The sequence below is a fragment of the Acinetobacter sp. 1207_04 genome, assembly GCF_052850415.1.
The window spans coordinates 281,331-301,246 of the sequence record NZ_VXCQ01000002.1 but is presented as its reverse complement, the minus strand read 5'-3'; the positions used below and the strand labels follow the sequence as shown (position 1 = coordinate 301,246).

Annotated in this window: 19 protein-coding genes; 8 read left to right on the top strand and 11 right to left on the bottom strand. The window is 36.7% G+C overall.

The window, feature by feature from the left end; all coding sequences use genetic code 11:
• Positions 1 to 133 precede the first annotated feature (133 nt).
• Positions 134 to 937: a peptidoglycan DD-metalloendopeptidase family protein gene (locus tag FW754_RS03400; RefSeq protein WP_446323867.1), complete on the top strand. Its 804-nt coding sequence runs from the start codon at positions 134 to 136 to the stop codon at positions 935 to 937.
• Positions 938 to 1,119: 182 nt separating this feature from the next.
• Here the strand turns inward: FW754_RS03400 and FW754_RS03395 are convergent, their stop codons facing one another.
• Positions 1,120 to 1,545 (bottom strand): OsmC family protein, encoded by a 426-nt coding sequence (locus FW754_RS03395; RefSeq protein ID WP_446323866.1) that lies wholly within the window; start codon positions 1,543 to 1,545, stop codon positions 1,120 to 1,122.
• A 151-nt stretch (positions 1,546 to 1,696) separates the two neighbouring features.
• Here FW754_RS03395 and crp point away from each other — a divergent pair, with 151 nt between their 5' ends.
• Both crp and FW754_RS03385 read left to right on the top strand, forming a co-directional pair.
• Positions 1,697 to 2,401 (top strand): cAMP-activated global transcriptional regulator CRP, encoded by a 705-nt coding sequence (gene crp, locus FW754_RS03390; protein WP_409511784.1) that lies wholly within the window; start codon positions 1,697 to 1,699, stop codon positions 2,399 to 2,401.
• 162 nt (positions 2,402 to 2,563) lie between these two features.
• Positions 2,564 to 3,613 (top strand): NADP(H)-dependent aldo-keto reductase, encoded by a 1,050-nt coding sequence (locus FW754_RS03385; protein ID WP_446323865.1) that lies wholly within the window; start codon positions 2,564 to 2,566, stop codon positions 3,611 to 3,613.
• A 111-nt stretch (positions 3,614 to 3,724) separates the two neighbouring features.
• Here the strand turns inward: FW754_RS03385 and FW754_RS03380 are convergent, their stop codons facing one another.
• The 4 genes from FW754_RS03380 to FW754_RS03365 form a co-directional block, all read right to left on the bottom strand.
• Entirely contained in the window at positions 3,725 to 4,504 is a 780-nt protein-coding gene (locus tag FW754_RS03380) for a M48 family metallopeptidase (protein WP_409511786.1), read from the bottom strand.
• 119 nt (positions 4,505 to 4,623) lie between these two features.
• Positions 4,624 to 4,929, bottom strand: a complete 306-nt coding sequence (locus tag FW754_RS03375; protein WP_409511787.1) for a hypothetical protein — start codon at positions 4,927 to 4,929, stop codon at positions 4,624 to 4,626.
• Positions 4,930 to 5,126: 197 nt separating this feature from the next.
• Positions 5,127 to 6,446, bottom strand: coding sequence for an adenylosuccinate synthase (locus FW754_RS03370; protein ID WP_409511788.1), 1,320 nt, complete (start codon positions 6,444 to 6,446; stop codon positions 5,127 to 5,129).
• 67 nt (positions 6,447 to 6,513) lie between these two features.
• A complete protein-coding gene (locus tag FW754_RS03365; protein WP_446323864.1) occupies positions 6,514 to 7,680 on the bottom strand; it encodes an ATP phosphoribosyltransferase regulatory subunit in 1,167 nt (388 codons plus the stop codon).
• A gap of 386 nt (positions 7,681 to 8,066) precedes the next feature.
• Between FW754_RS03365 and FW754_RS03360 the strand changes: the two genes are divergently transcribed.
• A complete protein-coding gene (locus tag FW754_RS03360; protein WP_446323863.1) occupies positions 8,067 to 8,582 on the top strand; it encodes a hypothetical protein in 516 nt (171 codons plus the stop codon).
• A gap of 146 nt (positions 8,583 to 8,728) precedes the next feature.
• On the opposite strand, the gene FW754_RS03355 is transcribed toward FW754_RS03360, so the two are convergent.
• The 3 genes from FW754_RS03355 to FW754_RS03345 form a co-directional block, all read right to left on the bottom strand.
• The gene (locus FW754_RS03355) at positions 8,729 to 9,058 is read right to left on the bottom strand and encodes a hypothetical protein (RefSeq protein ID WP_409511791.1); all 330 of its coding nucleotides are present in this window, start codon (positions 9,056 to 9,058) and stop codon (positions 8,729 to 8,731) included.
• 58 nt (positions 9,059 to 9,116) lie between these two features.
• Complete coding sequence (locus FW754_RS03350) at positions 9,117 to 10,145, bottom strand: type I glyceraldehyde-3-phosphate dehydrogenase (protein ID WP_446323862.1); 1,029 nt, start codon at positions 10,143 to 10,145, stop codon at positions 9,117 to 9,119.
• 374 nt (positions 10,146 to 10,519) lie between these two features.
• Entirely contained in the window at positions 10,520 to 10,606 is an 87-nt protein-coding gene (locus FW754_RS03345) for a hypothetical protein (RefSeq protein ID WP_446323888.1), read from the bottom strand.
• 557 nt (positions 10,607 to 11,163) lie between these two features.
• Between FW754_RS03345 and alaS the strand changes: the two genes are divergently transcribed.
• Together alaS and FW754_RS03335 are read left to right on the top strand one after the other, a co-directional pair.
• Complete coding sequence (gene alaS / locus FW754_RS03340; RefSeq protein WP_446323861.1) at positions 11,164 to 13,857, top strand: alanine--tRNA ligase; 2,694 nt, start codon at positions 11,164 to 11,166, stop codon at positions 13,855 to 13,857.
• Positions 13,858 to 14,123: 266 nt separating this feature from the next.
• Positions 14,124 to 15,350, top strand: a complete 1,227-nt coding sequence (locus FW754_RS03335; RefSeq protein ID WP_446323860.1) for a tyrosine-type recombinase/integrase — start codon at positions 14,124 to 14,126, stop codon at positions 15,348 to 15,350.
• Between the two features lie 138 nt (positions 15,351 to 15,488).
• Here FW754_RS03335 and FW754_RS03330 read toward each other — a convergent pair whose 3' ends face one another.
• A complete protein-coding gene (locus FW754_RS03330; protein WP_446323859.1) occupies positions 15,489 to 16,481 on the bottom strand; it encodes a helix-turn-helix domain-containing protein in 993 nt (330 codons plus the stop codon).
• Positions 16,482 to 16,626: 145 nt separating this feature from the next.
• Positions 16,627 to 17,592: an oxygenase MpaB family protein gene (locus FW754_RS03325; protein ID WP_446323858.1), complete on the bottom strand. Its 966-nt coding sequence runs from the start codon at positions 17,590 to 17,592 to the stop codon at positions 16,627 to 16,629.
• Between the two features lie 233 nt (positions 17,593 to 17,825).
• Between FW754_RS03325 and FW754_RS03320 the strand changes: the two genes are divergently transcribed.
• On the top strand, positions 17,826 to 18,311 hold the full coding sequence (locus FW754_RS03320) for a GNAT family N-acetyltransferase (protein WP_446323857.1): 486 nt from the start codon (positions 17,826 to 17,828) through the stop codon (positions 18,309 to 18,311).
• A 137-nt stretch (positions 18,312 to 18,448) separates the two neighbouring features.
• Here the strand turns inward: FW754_RS03320 and FW754_RS03315 are convergent, their stop codons facing one another.
• A complete protein-coding gene (locus FW754_RS03315) occupies positions 18,449 to 18,871 on the bottom strand; it encodes a hypothetical protein (RefSeq protein ID WP_446323856.1) in 423 nt (140 codons plus the stop codon).
• 669 nt (positions 18,872 to 19,540) lie between these two features.
• Between FW754_RS03315 and FW754_RS03310 the strand changes: the two genes are divergently transcribed.
• The gene (locus FW754_RS03310) at positions 19,541 to 19,891 is read left to right on the top strand and encodes a hypothetical protein (protein ID WP_446323855.1); all 351 of its coding nucleotides are present in this window, start codon (positions 19,541 to 19,543) and stop codon (positions 19,889 to 19,891) included.
• The last annotated feature ends 25 nt before the right edge of the window (positions 19,892 to 19,916 follow it).

The following is a 19,916-nucleotide window of genomic DNA, read 5'->3' as shown; positions in this document are numbered from 1 at the left end:
ATAAATAGACATAATTAATGATAAATTTACTTAGGCTATTTAAAACAACAAGCACAATTTAACAAAGCTATGCTTGAGCAAATCTCTATAAAAGCGTGATACTTACCAAAACTAGCCTAGATATTTACACGTTATGTTCTCTATCAAAAAAATATTGATGATTTGTGGTCTTATTGCGACGACACAAACTTTTGCTCTACCCCAAGACTCACGCCGTGCTGGCGGTATTGCAGTAATTCCTGTTGCTAAAACTGTCACTAACATTACCTATGAAAATAAACCAGTATTAGTCGTTGAAGGCATCAATTCAATGAATCAAATTGTATTTGGTATCCCACTTTCAGCACCCTTAGGAACATTACAATTACAAAGCTCAAATGGCCCAATTAATATTGAGGTGAAGCCGTATAAATATGCCGAACAGCGGTTAAGTGTAAAAAATCAGGATTATGTAAACCCACAACAAGAACAACTCGACCGCTATGCTGTAGAAGCCAAAGAACAAAATGCGATTTACACATCTTTCACACCACAACAATGGAAAGAATTTCCAACATTTATTCGTCCTACTGCTGGGAAATTTAGTAATTCATTTGGACGAAAACGCTTTTTTAATGGCGAAGAACGTGCTCCACATTCAGGACTTGATATTCCTGCACCTGTTGGACAAAAAGTCGTTGCACCTGCAAATGGTACAGTCGTTGCTATAGGCAATTATTTTTTTAATGGAAATACGGTGCTTATTGATCACGGACAAGGACTGATCAGTATGTTTTGTCATTTAAGTAAAATTAATGTACAAAAAGGTCAAAAGTTACAACAAGGCGAAGTACTCGGATTGGTTGGTAAAACAGGTCGAGTCACAGGCCCTCATTTACATTGGGGGATGAGTTTAAACAATGCACGTGTCGATCCACAGTTATTTTTGGCTCGATAGAGTTGCATAAAGTATCAATTAAATATTAAGTTTATTTTAAAAAAAAATTTTATTATGTAAAAAAAACGACATAGAAACATTTTGTAATAATTTATGCGTATTTTTTAAAATTTCATATTTTTTAAAAAGTTATGAATAAAAGCTAATCATTTGATTCACTTTTACTCATAAAAATCGTATAACTATTGAGCTATTTCAATGATTTCAAAATCATGTGTAATCACAACACCACCATCTGATAACATTTTACTTGCTGAACAATATTTTTCAGCAGACAACTCAACTGCTTTAGATACTTGTTTTTCCTTAATATTTTTACCAGTCACCACAAAATGTAAATGAATTTTAGTAAAAACCGCTGGAATTGTATCTGCACGATCAGCCTGAAGTTGACAGACTACATCAGTCACATCTTGACGAGATTTCTTCAAAATGGTCACAATATCAAAGGATGCACAACCACCAAGTCCCATTAATATTAACTCCATGGGACGTGGACCACGGTTTTCACCACCATATTCCGCTGATCCATCCATAACAACTTGGTGACCGCTTTCCGATTTTGCTTCGAAAGCAACATTCTCTAACCAATGTACGCTCGTGTGCATTGCAACTACCTTAAAAAAGCTATAAATTTACAGGATACCTGTACACTAGCATAAAATGAGTTGATACGGAATTTCATCTCTTCTGCGTCTATGTGACGAGTTCAACTTAGATCAGCAGATCTAGTTATTATCCTATTCGGAATTTTTAAGCATGTCATCAAATTTTGCACAACTTAGTACAGATGCTTTGTCACCTGGTCAACTACCTGAGTCAGTCAAAGCATTACTTAAACGAGCTCACATCAATCGCTTTCCTAAGCGTTCAACAATCATTGATGCTGGTTCAGAATCAAAATCTTTGTATTTGATTCTAAAAGGGTCTGTTTCAATTATTTTACGTGAAGATGATGATCGTGAAATTGTTGTTGCTTACTTAAACCCTGGAGATTTCTTTGGTGAAATGGGTCTTTTTGAGCAAAATGCACATCGTACCGCGGAAGTAAGAACCCGTGATGTATGTGAAATTGCAGAAATTTCTTATGAAAATTTCAATGAAATCAGCACACAACACCCTGACTTAAGCTACGCTGTTTTTGCTCAGCTTGTTCGTCGTTTAAAAAATACAACTCGTAAAGTGACTGACCTTGCATTTATTGATGTCTCAGGTCGTATTGCACGCTGCTTAATTGATCTTTCTTCTCAACCTGAAGCAATGATTTTACCTAATGGCCGTCAAATCCGTATCACTCGTCAAGAGATTGGTCGTATTGTCGGTTGTTCACGTGAAATGGTTGGTCGTGTTTTAAAAACGCTTGAAGAGCAAGGCATGATCGAAACTGATGGTAAAGCCATCCTTATTTTTGATGTATCCCTTGAAGAATCAACTTTCTCCGAAGGTGATGCTGAAGAAGAATGATTTTCTTCTTTATTCAGTAAAAGCAAATCTTCGGATTTGCTTTTTTTTATGATTTTTTCAAACTATTCAGGCCCTTCTTGTAATGAACACGGTTTTTCTCTTGAACTTTATTTTGATACTCCCTATGTTGTTTAAAGTCGCATCATCATTTATGGAACAGAAATGAACTTTAAAGCATTAGGACAATCGGGCATTCAAGTCCCTGAAATTTGCCTTGGCACAATGACCTTTGGTGAACAAAACAATCAACAAGAAGCTTTTGAACAACTGAATTATGCTTTAGATCAAGGTTTATATTTTTGGGATACTGCCGAAATGTATCCCGTCCCTCCTAAGCCTGAAACGCAAGGTTCAACTGAGCAAATCATTGGGAATTGGATTGCAAAACACGGGCAACGCGACAAACTATTTCTTGCTTCTAAAATTGCAGGACCTTCACAAGGTGGAAGCCATATTCGTGATGGTCAAACTCGCTTCATTGCTTCGGAGATTCAATCTGCATTAGATGGCTCTCTCAAACGTTTACAGACCGATTATATCGACCTCTATCAACTGCATTGGCCACAACGTCCAACTAACTTCTTTGGCACGCTAGGCTATAATAATGAGCAAGCACATTTTAACCACAATATGACACCTTTGGTAGAAACCTTAGAAGCACTCTCTGCGGAAGTTAAAAAAGGACGGATCCGTCATATTGGCTTATCCAATGAAACGCCATGGGGAACCATGAAATTCCTTCAACTTTCAAAAGAACTGGGCTTAGAAAAAATTGTCAGCGTGCAAAATCCGTATAGCCTGCTCAACCGTACTTATGAAATTGGTATGTCTGAAATTGCTCATCATGAAGGCATTGGGCTACTTGCGTATTCCCCCCTTGCATTTGGTTATTTAACAGGAAAATATCGTCACGGCGCGCGTCCCAAAGCAGGTCGTATTACCAAGTTTTCACGCTTTACCCGTTATAGCAACCCACAAAGCGATTGGGCTACTGAACAATATGCTTTACTCGCTGAAAAGCATGGTCTATCACTAACGCAACTTGCATTAGCCTTTATTAAGCATCAATTCTTCGTTACGAGTACAATTATTGGTGCAACCACTATGCAACAGCTCAAAGAAAATATTCAAGCCTTTGATGTCGATTTATCCGAAGAGGTTTTACAAGGTATTGAAGCTATTCACCGTCAACAGCCCAATCCTGCCCCTTAAAAGTAATCTAAACCTGCATCATCTTAAAGTTTGCATAATGCGATCATTTTAATATGATAAAAATAACAAAAGGATGCCACGGCATCCTTTTGAATAAACAAGATTAATAACTTATTTACGTGCGTTATAAACCGCTTGTGCCGCAGCTAAATTTTTCTTCATTGCATTAATACGTTGGCTATCTGTCGGGTGAGTAGACAATAACGCTGAACCTTGTGCACCACCTTGCTTCGCCATTTTTTCCCACAGCGTAATTGCAGCTTGAGGATCATAGCCTGCTTTTGCCATCAACATTAAGCCACCTTGATCGGCACGGCTTTCCAAATTACGTGAATATGGTAAACCGACGCCGACTTGGCTCCCCAGATCAATTGCAGCATTACCAAATTCACCAAGCTGACTACCCGCATAAGATTTACCAATTCCGACAGCCAGATTAGTCAATGCCTGCGCACCCACTTTCTGTTTCGAGTGTTCTTCTAAGGCATGAACCATTTCATGCCCCATTACAGCAGCCACCTCAGATTCACTCAAGTTTAATTTATTCACAATACCTGTATAAAACACCACTTTACCACCAGGTGCAACATAAGCATTGACTTGATCAGACTTTAGAACTGCCAACTGCCAATCAAATTTTTGACCCGTTTGATTTAACTGATCTGCATAGGGTTTTAAGCGAACAAATGCATTATTAATTTTTTTATATGTTGCAGATGATGTATCTAATACATTTTTTGAACGCGCATCTGTCACAGTTTTATTAAAACCTTGTGTTGCATTATAGTTCAATGTTGCTGAATCAGCCCCGCTCATTTCTGCAATAGTCGTACAACCCGATAGCGCCATTACTGCTACAGCACACATACCTAACATCAAGTTATTTTTCATTATAATAGTCTCCAATTACTCAAGTTTAATCCTAAATTACCACGCATTATAAGAAATCCTGTTACATGTTTGAATCATATATTTCTACTTATTCATATTAATTGTGTAATTAATCTGATTTATAAAAACTGAATACACAACCAATAGACCAAACACAAAATATTTAAGCCCAAATATACATGACAAAGTGGCTGAATTTTTTCTTCCCAAACAGGATCTTTACGTTTAAAAAATAAAACTGAATTTTGAATGAGGATCACAGGAACCAAAATACACGCAATAATGACACTCAGCCCAATCAATGCACTATTGATAATGGCAGGATCATTGGTCTGCGTGGTAATCATCATCATGGCAATTGTCGGTGCACCACCCATTGCAAATAATAAAGAGTAAAACATCGTTCCTGAAATATTTTTATGCATTTGGCATTCCCAATTCACCTTTGTATGATGCAGTATTGATCTGCATAAAATCCTATATCTTATATTACAAATCTACAGCCATGAGCAAATGCAACTTTAGTCCTGAATCTGATCTTTTTAACGTTTGATGATGGCTTTTAATTTGGCATAAAAAACCCCGAATCAATCGGGGTTCTTCAATTCATCAAATCAATGGCTTAAGCATCGAATGGATGACGCATCACAATTGTTTCTTCACGGTCAGGGCCAGTTGAAACGATGTCGATTGGGCATTCAATTAACTGCTCAAGGCGTTTCACATAGTTAATTGCCGCTTGTGGCAACTGATCCATTGATTTCGCACCAAAAGTAGACTCAGACCAACCTGGCATAGTTTCGTAGATTGGTTTTAAAGTTTCAAATGCAAGCGCATCAGATGAACCGACACAACCTGAATCTGCTGCTTCGTAACCGATACAGATTTTTACTTCTTCCAGACCATCAAGAACGTCAAGTTTAGTTAAGCAAATACCTGAAAGCGAGTTTACATCTACAGAACGACGTAAAATTTCAGCATCAAACCAACCGCAACGACGTTGACGACCCGTAGAAGCACCGAACTCAGAACCTTTTGTTCCAAGATGTTTACCGATCGCATCACCGACATCATTTGCCGCATCATAAACAAGTTCAGTTGGGAATGGACCTGCACCTACACGTGTTGTGTATGCTTTAGTAATACCCAATACATAGTCAAGGTGCAATGGACCAAGACCAGAACCTGAGCTTACGCCACCCGCAGTCGTGTTTGAAGATGTTACATACGGATATGTACCATGGTCAACATCAAGGAGTGAACCTTGTGCGCCTTCAAACATGATGTTTTCACCGTTTTTACGGTAGTTATGCAATTCTGTTGTTACATCAATTACTAATGGTGCAACCACTTCACGCCATTGATCACACAGTGCAAGTACTTCTTCAAGCTGAACCGCTTCTACACCGTAGAATTGAGTCAATTGGAAGTTATGGTATTCAAGAAGCTCTTCAAGTTGAGCTTTAAGATGAGCACCACCACGAACCAAGTCAGCAACACGAATTGCACGGCGCGCAACTTTGTCTTCGTAAGCAGGGCCAATACCACGACCTGTTGTACCAATTTTCGCATTACCACGTTTTTTCTCACGTGCTTGATCAAGTGCGATATGGTTTGGAAGAATTAATGGGCAGTTTGGAGAAATACGTAGACGTTCTTTTACAGGTACGCCTTCTTTCTCAAGAATATCCATTTCTTCGATCAATGCTGCAGGTGAAAGTACAACACCATTACCAATTAAGCACAGTACATTTTCACGCAAAATACCAGATGGAATAAGGTGAAGAACTGTCTTCTTCCCACCCACTACGAGGGTATGACCTGCATTGTGTCCGCCTTGATAACGTACAACCGCAGTTGCTTGATCTGTGAGCAGGTCAACGATTTTACCTTTACCTTCGTCGCCCCATTGAGTACCGAGTACCACAACACTTTTGCCCATAATAGCCTCATTACATCATGCTGTTAAAATTGAAAATCAGGCATCAATGACATGTGATGCCTAACGATTAAATTTGTTCGACTTTCCACTCACCAGCAACAAACACCAACTGATGTGTTGCATTCGGTACAGAGCTTAAATCATCATTACCTAACAATTGAATTACACTTAAACCCTGTTGGCGTACAGAGGCAATCGCTTCAAGCATTGCTTTATCTGTACCTTTGGGCGCAATCACCTGCTCAATGTGTTGATGTTGTCCTGAACTTAGAACATACAAATCACACGAGAAACCTGTTGCAGGACGCGCACGTCCAAAGTGTTCACCAATACCGTCATAACGTCCACCTTTTGCGAGTGGTTCTGCACGGTTTGGTGCATAAACGGCATACATTAAACCCGTATGATAATGATATGAACGCAGCTCAACCACATCGATACCAATATGTAACTCAGGCCAACGTGCTTGAATTTCGGCTTTGGTCGCAACCAAAACATCAAATGCATTTTTAAATGCAGCACCTTCAAAAAGTTCAGCACTTAAATTGGCTTGTAATGCATCTAAGTCACTTGCATAGCGACCCAACACATAAAAATCTGCACCAAAATTTAGATTTTGCGTAAACTCAGCCAACTCAGGCAAAGCTTTACGTTGATATAAATCAGAAAGATGGTTCTCTGTTGCTTTTGTTAAGCCTGCATGCTTAACCAAACTACGGAATAAACCAACATGCCCTAAATCAAGATGGACACCATCAACTAAACCTGCTGTTTTAATCAGATTCAGCATGACATCAATCATTTCAACATCGGCATCTAAACTGTCTGAACCAAATAACTCTGCACCCAATTGTAATGGCGCACGTGTGGTATTAAAGCCTTGTGGTTTAGTATGAAGTACTGTTCCTGCATAGCAGTAACGAGCAACACCTTGTACTTGATGTACATGTGCATCAATACGTGCCACTTGTGGTGTCATATCGGCACGCACACCCAATAAACGACCTGAAAGTTGATCGATTACTTTAAAAGTGGCTAAGTCTAAATCTTGATTCGATTCTGAAAGAGAAGAAAGAGATTCGATGTATTCAATGAACGGCGTATACACCAATTGATAACCTCGAGTCGCAAGGAAATCTAATGCTTTACGACGCAAATTTTCAATAATTTGCGCCTGCTCTGGTAATACATCAGCTACACCATCAGGTAATAACCATGTCTCTGAAATGGGCATGTTGTAGACCTAAATCCTGTCTGCGCGGAACGAATCCGCATAAAAAAATCGGGAACGCACCCGATTTCTCTTATTTTAGCACGATAGTTAAAGCTGTGCATTAGACTTTTTTATAAAAACACGCTTTCTGCTTATATTGAAAACGACATCGTTCACATGAGTACATAAGTATTGCCATTGCATCGCTCATGTTATTCATTTTTAAACTTAAAAAACCACAAATAACAGAGATAATGAATTGGTCAGTGACTCAATTATAAATATACTTCTTCCATCCACACAGGATAAAACATCATCCTCATGAAACAAAAGCGACCAACGAAGTAAAAGTAAAGCACACTGTCATACGATCAACAAAATACAAATGAATAGTATTGGGGAAATTCATGGAACTACATAGCAATGTTTACTATAAACATGCCGATATCAATATAATGGTCAAGCTAGACCGTTTATTTAAAGAACACAGAGGGGATCGAGAAAAATTTATCTCATTTGCCGTTGAACTCAACCCTGAGGATGGGCAAGCACTTGCTGAAGATATCACCGATATTGTTGATCAGATCGACTTTGATTTAGGACCTGAATCCATACACTCGACTGCAGGCTATTCTGTTGCTCATTTTGTTCACGGTTCAGCAGGTGATGAGTTTATTGAAGCCATTCTACTTTTTTTAAAAGCACTTGTACCCGAGATACATGCTCAAGCATGGGGCTGCGGTGATGATGATCCTTGGGAGTTTTGGTTCAAATTTGAAGATGACGAGTTAGTTCGTGAAGATGATGAACCTTTTAATGATCCTGATGAAGATGAAGAAATCAAGACCTCTATCTATGCATGGTGGCATGCTGAAATGCCAGAAAAAATTAAAGAAGGCTTTCTAAACCAAGAAGAAGGCTAATCTAGTAAAATAGAAAGTATAGTCATTGACCTATACTTTCTATTTCATTTGAAATTAATCCAATGCTTTCATTTATGCCTGTAGACATTTTTATATCATTGATTTTAATTCCAATCAGATAAAACCGAGCTTCATTTGATATAGTTTTATTTATCACTCACACCATTTTTAACATCAACCGCATGTTGAATAGATCGTGTCAAAACACCAACAAGTTCAGCATTCTGAATTTCCACTTGAGTTAAGCGTGCTATGTTCACATCCATTGCTTCTTGTTGAACCTGCATTTTTTTTGCCAAATCTTGCATAATATTCAAAGTCGCTTTGAGATGATCTTCTTGTGCTTTGACCCTATTTTTTAAATCACTCACTTCTATTTGTGATGCAATGAAGTCTTTTTTAATTTTCGTCAGTTGCCAAACCAATAACGCAATTGCTAAATACAGTAACAACATCCCCAGTAAGATTGAATTCATCTACTCATCCCCCTTAAAAATTTTAATGCTTTCAACTTAAGCTTTCGATCTGTTATTTTTATGAAAAATAAAAGGATTCTGACAAATCAAGTAACCGATTTGCATACCCCCATTCATTGTCATACCAAGCATAAACTTTTGCTTGACGACCCACCACCATTGTTTGGGTCAAATCGACCACCAACGAATAAGGTGAATGATTAAAATCACTCGACACCAAATATTCATTGGTCACCGACATTATTTCAGCATAGTCATATTGGGCTGCTGCAATCATTTTGTCATTAATGGCTTGAGTACTAATAGCTGACTGTGCAATAAAGGTTAAATCAATTGCTGCAACATTGATGGTCGGCACACGAATTGAATAACCATCGATGCGATTCTCCATCTTTGGCATGACTTGCTTTAAAGCCCCCAAAGCCGATGACGTTGTTGGAATAATGTTATGCCCTGCTGCACGCGCTCGACGTAAATCACGGTGTGCGTGATCAAGTACGCACTGATCTGCCGTAACTGCATGAATCTCCGTCATCATAGCTGTATCTATACCAAAGGCATCATCAATAATTTTAACCAATGGCACTAAAGCCTGTGTAGTACAAGAAACGCCTGAAATAATCTGATCCGTTGGCTTCACATCATGGTGATTCACACCATACACAATCGCTGCATCTACAGTATCAAAAGGTGCAGCCCCAATAATGACCCGCTTTGCACCCGCAGTAATATGGCGCGTTGCCGCAGCACGTGAGCGAAATAAACCACTACATTCTAGAACCAAGTCAATATTGAGCATTTGCCATGGTAGTTGTTCAGGATCAGCTTGCTGTAAAACTTGAACTTTCAATTTGCACTGACGGGCATCAATACATAAAAAGATATCTTCACCTTCTTGTAAAATATTAACGACACCATCAAAACGTCCATGCGTGGTGTCATATTTAAACAAGTGAACTAAAGTTTCTACATCTGCAACATCATTTATTGCAACAATTTCAAAATGGAACGGTTTTGGATTTTCAAACCACGCACGCAGGACATTCCGTCCGATTCGCCCAAAACCATTAATTGCCACACGTTGCATCTGAGTTCCCTTTTACAGCACAAGCCGTTCAAGGCTATATGTTATAGGATTTGAACAAATTACTGTGATAATTTACACATCAATCAAATAAATAATTCAGCATTTCAATTAGAACTGCTCCATATTCAATAATGACAACACTATTGATATTAGAAACAGCCTCTTTTTAATGCTGACAAAATGACTTCTCAGCATAGCCAAAAATTACAACTCATCGCCATCAAAAATTGTATTTCACATAAAGATAAGGAATAAAATTAAAATAGAACCATTCATTCTTAGTTATATTTTCAATCACAAACTTAAATTCAATTAAAAAATTTGATCCACCTCTAAAACCATTGCCACGCCAGTACCACCAGTGGCACATGTTGTTATTGAAGCTCGTACAATCTTCGACTAATGACACGAGCTCCAGTTACACCAAACGGATGACCATAAGCAACAGAACCATCATTCACATTTAAAATAGCTTAATTAACTTCACCGACAATCTGGTTACGATTGAGCACTGTCTTCGCATAACTTTCGGAAGCTAAACCTTTAATATTTGATAAAACCTGACCCGAAAACGCATCATGCATATCAATTAACATCATTTTAGCAAGCGTGGTACCTGCACGATCTAATCCAATAGGCTCTACAAGTACAGAATCCGTTATGGTTTACAGGGCATCAACTTAAAAGAAAATAAAACTTCACATGGTTACCCCCTTAAAACATGTAAAGAACGTGTAAAAAAGCAATAAAAAGCACACAACCGTACTTTATGAACGTTAATGACACACTGCATATTCCCCATAAATCTAATTTTTTATAAAGTGATACCCCCTAAATTTTCCCCCTTCGCTTTTACAGAGAAAAACCTGCGATTCACTTGAAAATCATTGGTACAACTGTGTTTTTCCGTTATACTTTGGCGTTTTAAAAAATTAAGCCCGTGTACAGAATAAGCATACAAATCAGACTTGCCCTGTGCATTTTTAGCCAATATGAAAAATTAAGGAGTGACTTGGTTGTGAGTACTCGTTTTATGACAACTGCTGAAATACGTGAAGCATTTTTGCGCTACTTTGAATCGCAAGGACATACACGTGTCGCGTCAAGTTCACTAGTACCTGCCAATGACCCTACTCTGCTTTTCACCAATGCCGGTATGAATCAGTTTAAAGACTGTTTCTTAGGTCTTGAAAAGCGTGACTATGTTCGTGCAACAAGTTCACAAAAATGTGTTCGTGCAGGCGGAAAACATAACGACTTAGACAATGTCGGTTACACAGCACGTCACCATACATTCTTTGAAATGTTGGGTAACTTTTCATTTGGTGATTATTTCAAGCGTGATGCGATCAAATTTGCTTGGGATTTCCTCACTGGCGAACAATGGTTAGCACTTCCTAAAGATAAACTATATGCCACTGTTTACCATACCGATGACGAAGCCTTTGATATTTGGAACAAAGAAATTGGGCTAGATGCCGACCGTATAATTCGTATTGGTGATAATAAAGGCGGTCAATACGCTTCAGATAACTTCTGGGCAATGGGTGATACAGGTCCTTGTGGTCCTTGTTCTGAAATTTTCTTTGACCATGGCGATCATATTTGGGGTGGCTTACCAGGCACACCTGAAGAAGATGGCGATCGTTTCATTGAAATCTGGAACAACGTCTTCATGCAATTCAACCGTACAGCAGACGGCGTACTTCACGCACTTCCTGCACCATCGGTTGATACAGGTATGGGCTTGGAGCGTATTTCTGCAGTTTTACAACATGTAAATTCAAACTATGAAATCGATCTATTCCAAGACTTATTGAAATCAGCAGCAGAAATCATTGGTTTAGATACGACTGTACTTGAAGCTGAAGCTACTGAGAAAAACACACCTGTACAATATCCTGCATCTCTAAAAGTCGTAGCCGATCATGCGCGTTCTTGCTGTTTCTTAATTGCAGATGGCGTGAATCCTTCAAATGAAGGTCGTGGTTATGTGTTGCGTCGTATTATTCGTCGTGCAGTACGTCACGGCAATAAACTCGGCGCTACAGGCTCATTCTTCCATAAAATGTTACAGCCTTTAATTGCTGTAATGGGTCAAGCTTATCCTGAACTTGAAGCACAAAAAGTACGTATCGAAGCACAATTACTGAAAGAAGAAGAACAATTTGCAAAAACTTTAGAACAAGGTTTGAAATTGCTTGAAGGTGAATTGGCAAATCTAAAAGAAAAAGTGATTCCAGGTGAAGTTGTCTTTAAACTTTACGACACTTACGGCTTCCCTGCTGATTTAACTGCCGATATTGCTCGTGAACGTGATTTAACGATCGATGAAGCTGGCTTTGAAGTTGAAATGGCAGCTCAACGTCAACGTGCACGTGATGCGGGTAAATTCGCAGTCGACTATAACGCCATTGTTAAGGTTGAAGGCGAAACTCAATTTGATGGCTATGATGCAACTCAAGGTCAAGGTCAAATTATTGCCATTTACAAAGATGGTGAGCAAGTTGATGAAGTAGTTGAAGGCGACGAAGCCCTTATTGTACTGAACCAAACCCCTTTCTATGCAGAAAGCGGTGGTCAAGTCGGTGACACAGGTCTATTTAAAAATGATACGGGTATTTTTGAAGTTCAAGATACCAAAAAATCTGGTGGTGCTTTTGTGCACCAAGGGATCGTAACGGTTGGTAGCCTAAAAGCAACTCAATCTGTTGAAGCAATTGTTAAAGCTGATCTTCGAGCTGCAACTGCACGTAACCACTCTGCAACACATTTATTGCATGCAGCACTACGTCAAGTGCTTGGTGAACATGTTCAGCAAAAAGGTTCTTTGGTTGCTTCAGAAATTTTACGTTTCGACTTTGCCAATGACCAACCTGTGTCATTTGAACAATTGCAAGAAATTGAACGTATTGTTAACCGTGAAGTTATTGCCAATACAGCAGTTTCAACTGAAATTTTAGACATCGATGCCGCGAAAGCAAAAGGTGCAATGATGTTGTTCGGTGAAAAGTATGGCGATGAAGTTCGTGTACTGTCTATGGGTACAACACAAGACGAGAAAAACTTCTCAATCGAGCTTTGTGGTGGTATTCACGTAAAACGTACTGGTGATATTGGTCTATTCAAAATTACATCTGAAGGTGGCGTAGCTGCGGGTGTACGTCGTATTGAAGCTGTGACAGGTACGAAAGCGATTGAAACTGTACAAAAAGCTGATCGTGATATTCATAGTATCAATGAACTATTGAAAGCACAAAAAGATCAAACTGTAGAGAAAGTTGAAGCTTTATCTGCAACTGCATCAAGCTTACAAAAACAAATTGAGCAACTCAATCAAAAATTGGCGAGCTTCCAAGCAGCTGAATTATTGAACCAAGTTCAACAAATTGCAGGACGTACAACATTAATAACAACCGTACAAAACATGGATGCGAAGTCACTTCGTAATCTACATGACGGTGTAAAATCAAAATTAGACAATGCTGTCATTGTCCTTGCAGGTGTGGAAGATGACAAAGTCAGCTTAATCGCATCAGTTGCAAAAGACTTTACAGCGACTCTAAAAGCAGGTGACATCATCAAACACTTAGCCTCTGAGCTTGGTGGTAAAGGTGGTGGTAAACCTGATCTAGCACAAGGTGGCGCGCCACTTAACGAGAAGTTTGCTCCTGTGATGGCTGATCTGTCAGCTTGGCTTGAAGCAAAATAATACTTCACCTTTTGTGTAACTGACCCTCGATGGTGACATCAGGGTCAAAGCTCTTATGGAACAACTATGGCATTAATCGTACAAAAGGATTGGTGCTATTGTGACACTCTACGACAAGTTAAGACATGATTAGCTATATAATCCTTTATTATCTTGACTTTAACTGCTTTTAATATAGACACAATAAGCCACGTTGATTTTGTACACACTTGTGTACATATCCGTGGCTTTTGTTTGCCTTTTAAAATTATGTACACAGGTGCTATATGTCTCTCACTGATGCGTGGCTAAAAAACAATAATGGTAAAGTCCGGAATAAAACTGAAGAGGTTGCAGACCGGGACTTTATGAGTGTTCGTATTTCACCTAGGGGCAAAATTGTTTTTCAATTACGTTACCGATTTGCAGGTAAAGCAGAGAGATTAGATTTAGGTACATACCCTCACCGATCGCTAAAAGATGACCGAATCAAAGCCAATGAAATGCGTTCGTTGCTAGATAAAGGGCAAAACCCCAAAATAGAAATTAGAGTACAGCAACAAAAATATATTAATGCTTCTACACTAAAAGAAGTTTTTGATGATTGGTATGAAAGCTATTGTGTAAAAAAGAAATCATCTGCTGCAGATATAAGAACTTCATTTGAATTGCATGTTTTTCCTAAAATTGGTGATTTACCAATTGACCGGATCACCCTACAACAATGGCTTGCTGTCTTAGAAGAATTAGCAAAAGAAAAACCGTCTATTGCTGAGCGTATACTTACCAATGCTAAGCAGGTTCTGAAGTGGGCTAAGAAGCGTGAACTGCTTATAGTGAATGCCCTATCTGATATTTACGCCAAAGAAGACTTAGGAATTGAAAAGAATAGAGTTAATCGAATATTAGATGACGAAGAAATAACAATGGTTTTGATGGCTATTGATGAATCAAAAATATTGCCGAAAAATAAAATATTTTTAAAACTCTGTTTGATGTTCGGATGTCGAAATGGGGAACTGCGTAAAGCCAAGAAGCAAGATTTTGACCTCAAAAAGAAAGTTTGGATTGTTCCTGTTGAAAATAATAAAGTTGGCAAAAAAACTGGCCGTGAAATAATTCGTCCGATTCTTCCTGAAATGGAAGATTTAATTATTGAGGCAATGGAACATAATAATAGTGAATACTTTCTGACAAATGATAATGCTGATACACCTATGGGTAATGGAGCCTCTATTGCCCTGCCTGCAAATGTCATGGAAAGATTACGTAGACATCATGATTATCATATGAAGCATTGGACTCTACATGATCTTCGAAGAACAGCGAGGACAAATTTTAGTGCGTTCACTTCACGCGATGTTGCAGAATTGATGATCGGTCATGTAATGCCTGGTGAACAAGGCACATATGATTATTATGAGTACATACCGCAGCAGACTGAAGCATATACAAAGTGGCTTGATAAGCTAAGAACTCTTACACAATTTAAGAACGGAGAAAACAACGAATAAATCTAAAAACGTTCACTATCTAATTACTTACAACCAATGGGGTCAACTGTCAGATTACCAAGACTTAGTTGGAGCAGATAATACATCACTGCCTTTAACTTCAAATAGTCAATCATAATTCTGTTAAAAACAAAATACCTATTTAAATAAAATTGTTTTTCTATACTTTAGTGGACTTAGTCCAGTTACCCTTTTGAAAAATCGATTAAACGCACTTTGTTCAGAGAATGCAAGTAGACTAGAAATTTCAGCTAAAGATAAAAGTTGGTCATCTAAATACATTCTTGCAAGCTCAAGCCGAACTTTATCTAATAAACTTTGAAAATTTAAATCTTGATCAACTAATCTATTTTTCAGTGTTGACTTCGATAAAGCCATTTTACAGGCCACAAAATCTAATGTAGGTGTGCCATTTTCAATACCTCTTCCAAGAATTTTCTGAAAATTTAGAAGAAACTCATTACTTTTTGTTTTATTTACAATCTTAATTGATTCTAAATAGGCAGCTGCCTGTTTATCCAATAATTCTATAAAAAAATCATTATTTAAATTAATAGGAACGCTTAAAGAAGATTTTTTAAATCTAACTGCCCCTTCATTACAACCAAATAGAACAGAGCAATTCAGACTTTCATTGTAGATTTCGGGATTCTTCGGTTTACTTCCTGGCAAATTTATTTCAACAGGATTTATAAGATTATGTTCATTTGTTAATTGTTGAAGCGTTTTTACAAAACAGCAAATTCCAAGTTCATATCCTATTCGAATAATTTCCATAAATTCTTGATTATTTTCAAACTTATCAATCCACGGAATATTCCATGAAACACATATGCTATCAAATTCTTCAATAATGTTTACTGTAAAGCCATCCCACATAAGTCCGTAGTATTTTTTAAACTGTATTATTGCATCTTTTATAGTTCGACAAGGTAAAATTAAATAACCAAGAAGACCGGAATATATAGGCTGAAAATATTGTGATATATGTATCCCAAGGCCAGATTCCGGATATTTTTCTTGAATTAGCTTCAAACACAGCCCTAATTCAATTATACCAACCCTACTATCTCTATTCCAGTTAGATATATATGCAAAACTTATGGAGTTATCCAACTGATTATCCAACATGAAGTCTCGAAACATTCCAGCAATTGAACCATTAACAGTCGGATTAACATTCATAGTTTAAATTATAGTTTAAAATTCTAATACAATATTAATAGAGATTTGATATTCAGGAAAGATTGCATTTGCAGAATCACCATAAGAAAATTTAAAACTTTTTAGATGATATGGCTTGATTCATTAAAATATAACCATTGGAACCGATTTTGCTTTCAAAAATAGATTTTATTTGATTTATAGAAATAGATTTAACAAATGCCTTACCTAGTACTATACCTGTTATATCCGTCATTGGAGAACGATGTAATCCTGCTAGGTGGCAAATCTCTTTAGGAGTAAGAGTCACAACTATTTTCTTTAAAATCGGATAAAATTTGAGAATCAAGCTCATGATTGGATCCTGAGTTTCAACCGAAGATGGATCAAGTAAAGTATTTATAATATCTCGTGTTTGTGTAGTTATTACTGCTTTAGAATTTGTTAGTTTAATATAATTTCGAAAATCATCACGTGTATCAGGTAATTTATTTAAATTATTTAAAGATGATATATCATAACCATGAGCAAGCGCACTTTGTTTGACAGTTTCAATACTCAGATCTGGATATACCTCTTTTAAAGATTCTAAGTATTTTACACTTTCTTTAAAATACCGCTCCTCTTCTTCCTTTGGCAATTTTCCCACAAGTTTTTCATAAGCATAATAAACTGAATGCCACGTTATAAGATGGGTTCCAACTACTAAAAGTGGATCATGAGCACTGTATTTTTTCCCTGTAAGAGGCACATTACCTTTTACATGAGAATGCAATTTGAATAATCTTAAATTTGCCTTACTTACCGTTTCTATATCACCAAAGATAACTGTTAAAAAATAAGACATCGTTCGACTAAGACGACCAATTGGATCTGATTTATATGTTGCTCTATCAGACAAAGCTGCTGCAGCATCCATACTTCCTAAAACCTCGATGTAAAATGACCGTGTAAGCCCTACAAAAGCAGCAGGATGTGACCACACTTTCCAAGTAACTGAAGTTGGCCCAAATAATCCCAGATCATTTGATGAACTTTCAGTTAAATCTAAATTAAAGTGTATATTTGCTTCTGACATTATTAACCCTTCGTAATATTTTTTCTAAAAAATTTCTATCAAAATTATTTCTAATAGTTATATAAAAATAGCCTTTATACAAATTTAAAGTATTGACTTAAAGAACATAGAATTTGACTTAAAAACCTAATTACTTTTACGCTTGATTTTCTATATAAAAATTTTTCTCATAAAGTGTATTATATTAATTTTAGACCTTTTGAAGACTACATCTCATATTTTAGGAAAATATATTGAATATCCAGTTTGACCGCTTAAGAAACATTAGTAACCAAGAAATTATTGAACTGAATACAAATGAACGTGTACTCAAACAAATGCCTTTAGCTAATGGTGTTGTTTTTGATGAAGAAAAATGTATTGCTTGGGTCAAAGGAAAAGAAGAGCAATGGACTAAATATGGTTATGGCCCGTGGGCTTTCCTTGTTGATGGTAAATTTGCTGGTTGGGGTGGGCTACAGTATGAAGAGGGAGATGCAGACTTAGCTTTAGTACTACATCCTCAGTATTGGGGCTTCGGTAAACAGATTTTTGATGAAATTATAAAAAAAGCTTTTACTGAAATGGGTTTTGAATCAATAACGATTTTATTACCTCCTACACGGAAAAAGTTAAAAGGTATTTATTTATTAGGATTTAAATCAGATAGAGAAATTACTATAAGCGATGAACACTTTATTAGGTATCGATTATATAAACCAACTTCCGATTTAATATAACAGTCGTTATGCAAAATTATAAAAAAGTAAAAATGGGAGCCTTAAGCTCCCATTTTGACTTCGTATAAGGTGTATTATGTTAATTTTAGAAATATTTAAAGATTAAATTAATTGAATAACACATAGCTAAATATTTATTAAAAGTTGTATTCAACTACAGATCTTAATATATATTTATTGGCTGAAGGTCCTGCTCCCCATGCTGTAAGAGCAACCTTAAGATATTCAATCAAATCATTCTCTTTACATATAATTGAATTTTTTGAATGGGATTGAATTGAAAGTACTTTATCCCATTTTATTACATATGGATTTTCTGCAAATTTTTTAGAACCTAACCCTGGTTCTAAAACAAAGTCAAACCACTCATGATTAACGCCTAAATGAAATTTCCAACGATAATCACCTTCACAAATTTCCATCCAATGCCCAGCTGCTAATCCTCCCCAAATACAAATATTTTTATCTAAGTCCACATACCAGCCCTTTGGATATTTTCCTTCTAACTCTGGAAAATCTTTTTTTCGATCTTCAGTTAAGTTTTCATAAATAAATGACATGTTTTAAATTCTCACTATATTAATTCAGTTATTTTTATCTATCACTTACGGCTATTTAGTCTAAAATTTGATTGTAAAATTACAACTTTTATTAATCATTTAACATAATGGTGCTTATGCGAAGTCTATTTATAATAAGCCTTTTATATCAATCAATTAGACTCATTCAAAAATTCAAAAAACCACCCAAAAGCCGATATAGAAACATATCAGCTTTTGGGTGAGCAAAACTGGTATATTTCGCCAATTAATTTGATCGTTTTTTAATCAAATTGAACGTTTCACCTGTGTTATCAATTCATCCAGTGCTTAAATTATCCCCAATTTCTGCGGACAAATCTTGGGATAATTTAAACGTGTTGTACGCCTAAGCGCACAAGCATTGAAGGATTTAGCCAATATACCGATGGAACACAATTTCTTATCATGGACACATAGAGAGCAGGATGCTCCAGAGAATAAGAAAAACCAAAGAACAAGGAAATGTTAAAGGTACGACAGGAGTTATACCTCAAGCATCAAATATGTAAAAAAGCCCTACAGGATGTTGGGCTTTTTTATTATCTAATTTTGAATCAAATATAAAAAAATATACCTATTTTCAGGGATTTTAATATTTATAATCCTAATTATAATCTAAATTACATAATTTTTTTAAGGAAATAAAAAATGCCAGGTTTTAAATTTGATGGTTTTATACAAGCAACACTAGAAACTAATTCACGTAAACTAGAAGGACAGAATCATCGTTGTAGTTATAACTATCACTTCCTCTCTTTAAAGCAAGGAAAAAAATTAAAATGGAATATTGAGGGTGGGTCAAATCTCAATATTACTTTTGATGTTCAAGAAGATCTTTCTGGGAGAAGCGATCGTGTTATATTTACATCTATTAAAGATGGTGACATTAAGTTAATGCCTGAAAAGACGGATAGCATTTACATTGCAAATCTAAAACAAAATGGTAAAGAAATAGATAAAGATTATCCGATTAAAATTACTGTTACTGCGGTTGAATAAAATACTCATGCGCAATGAGAACAAA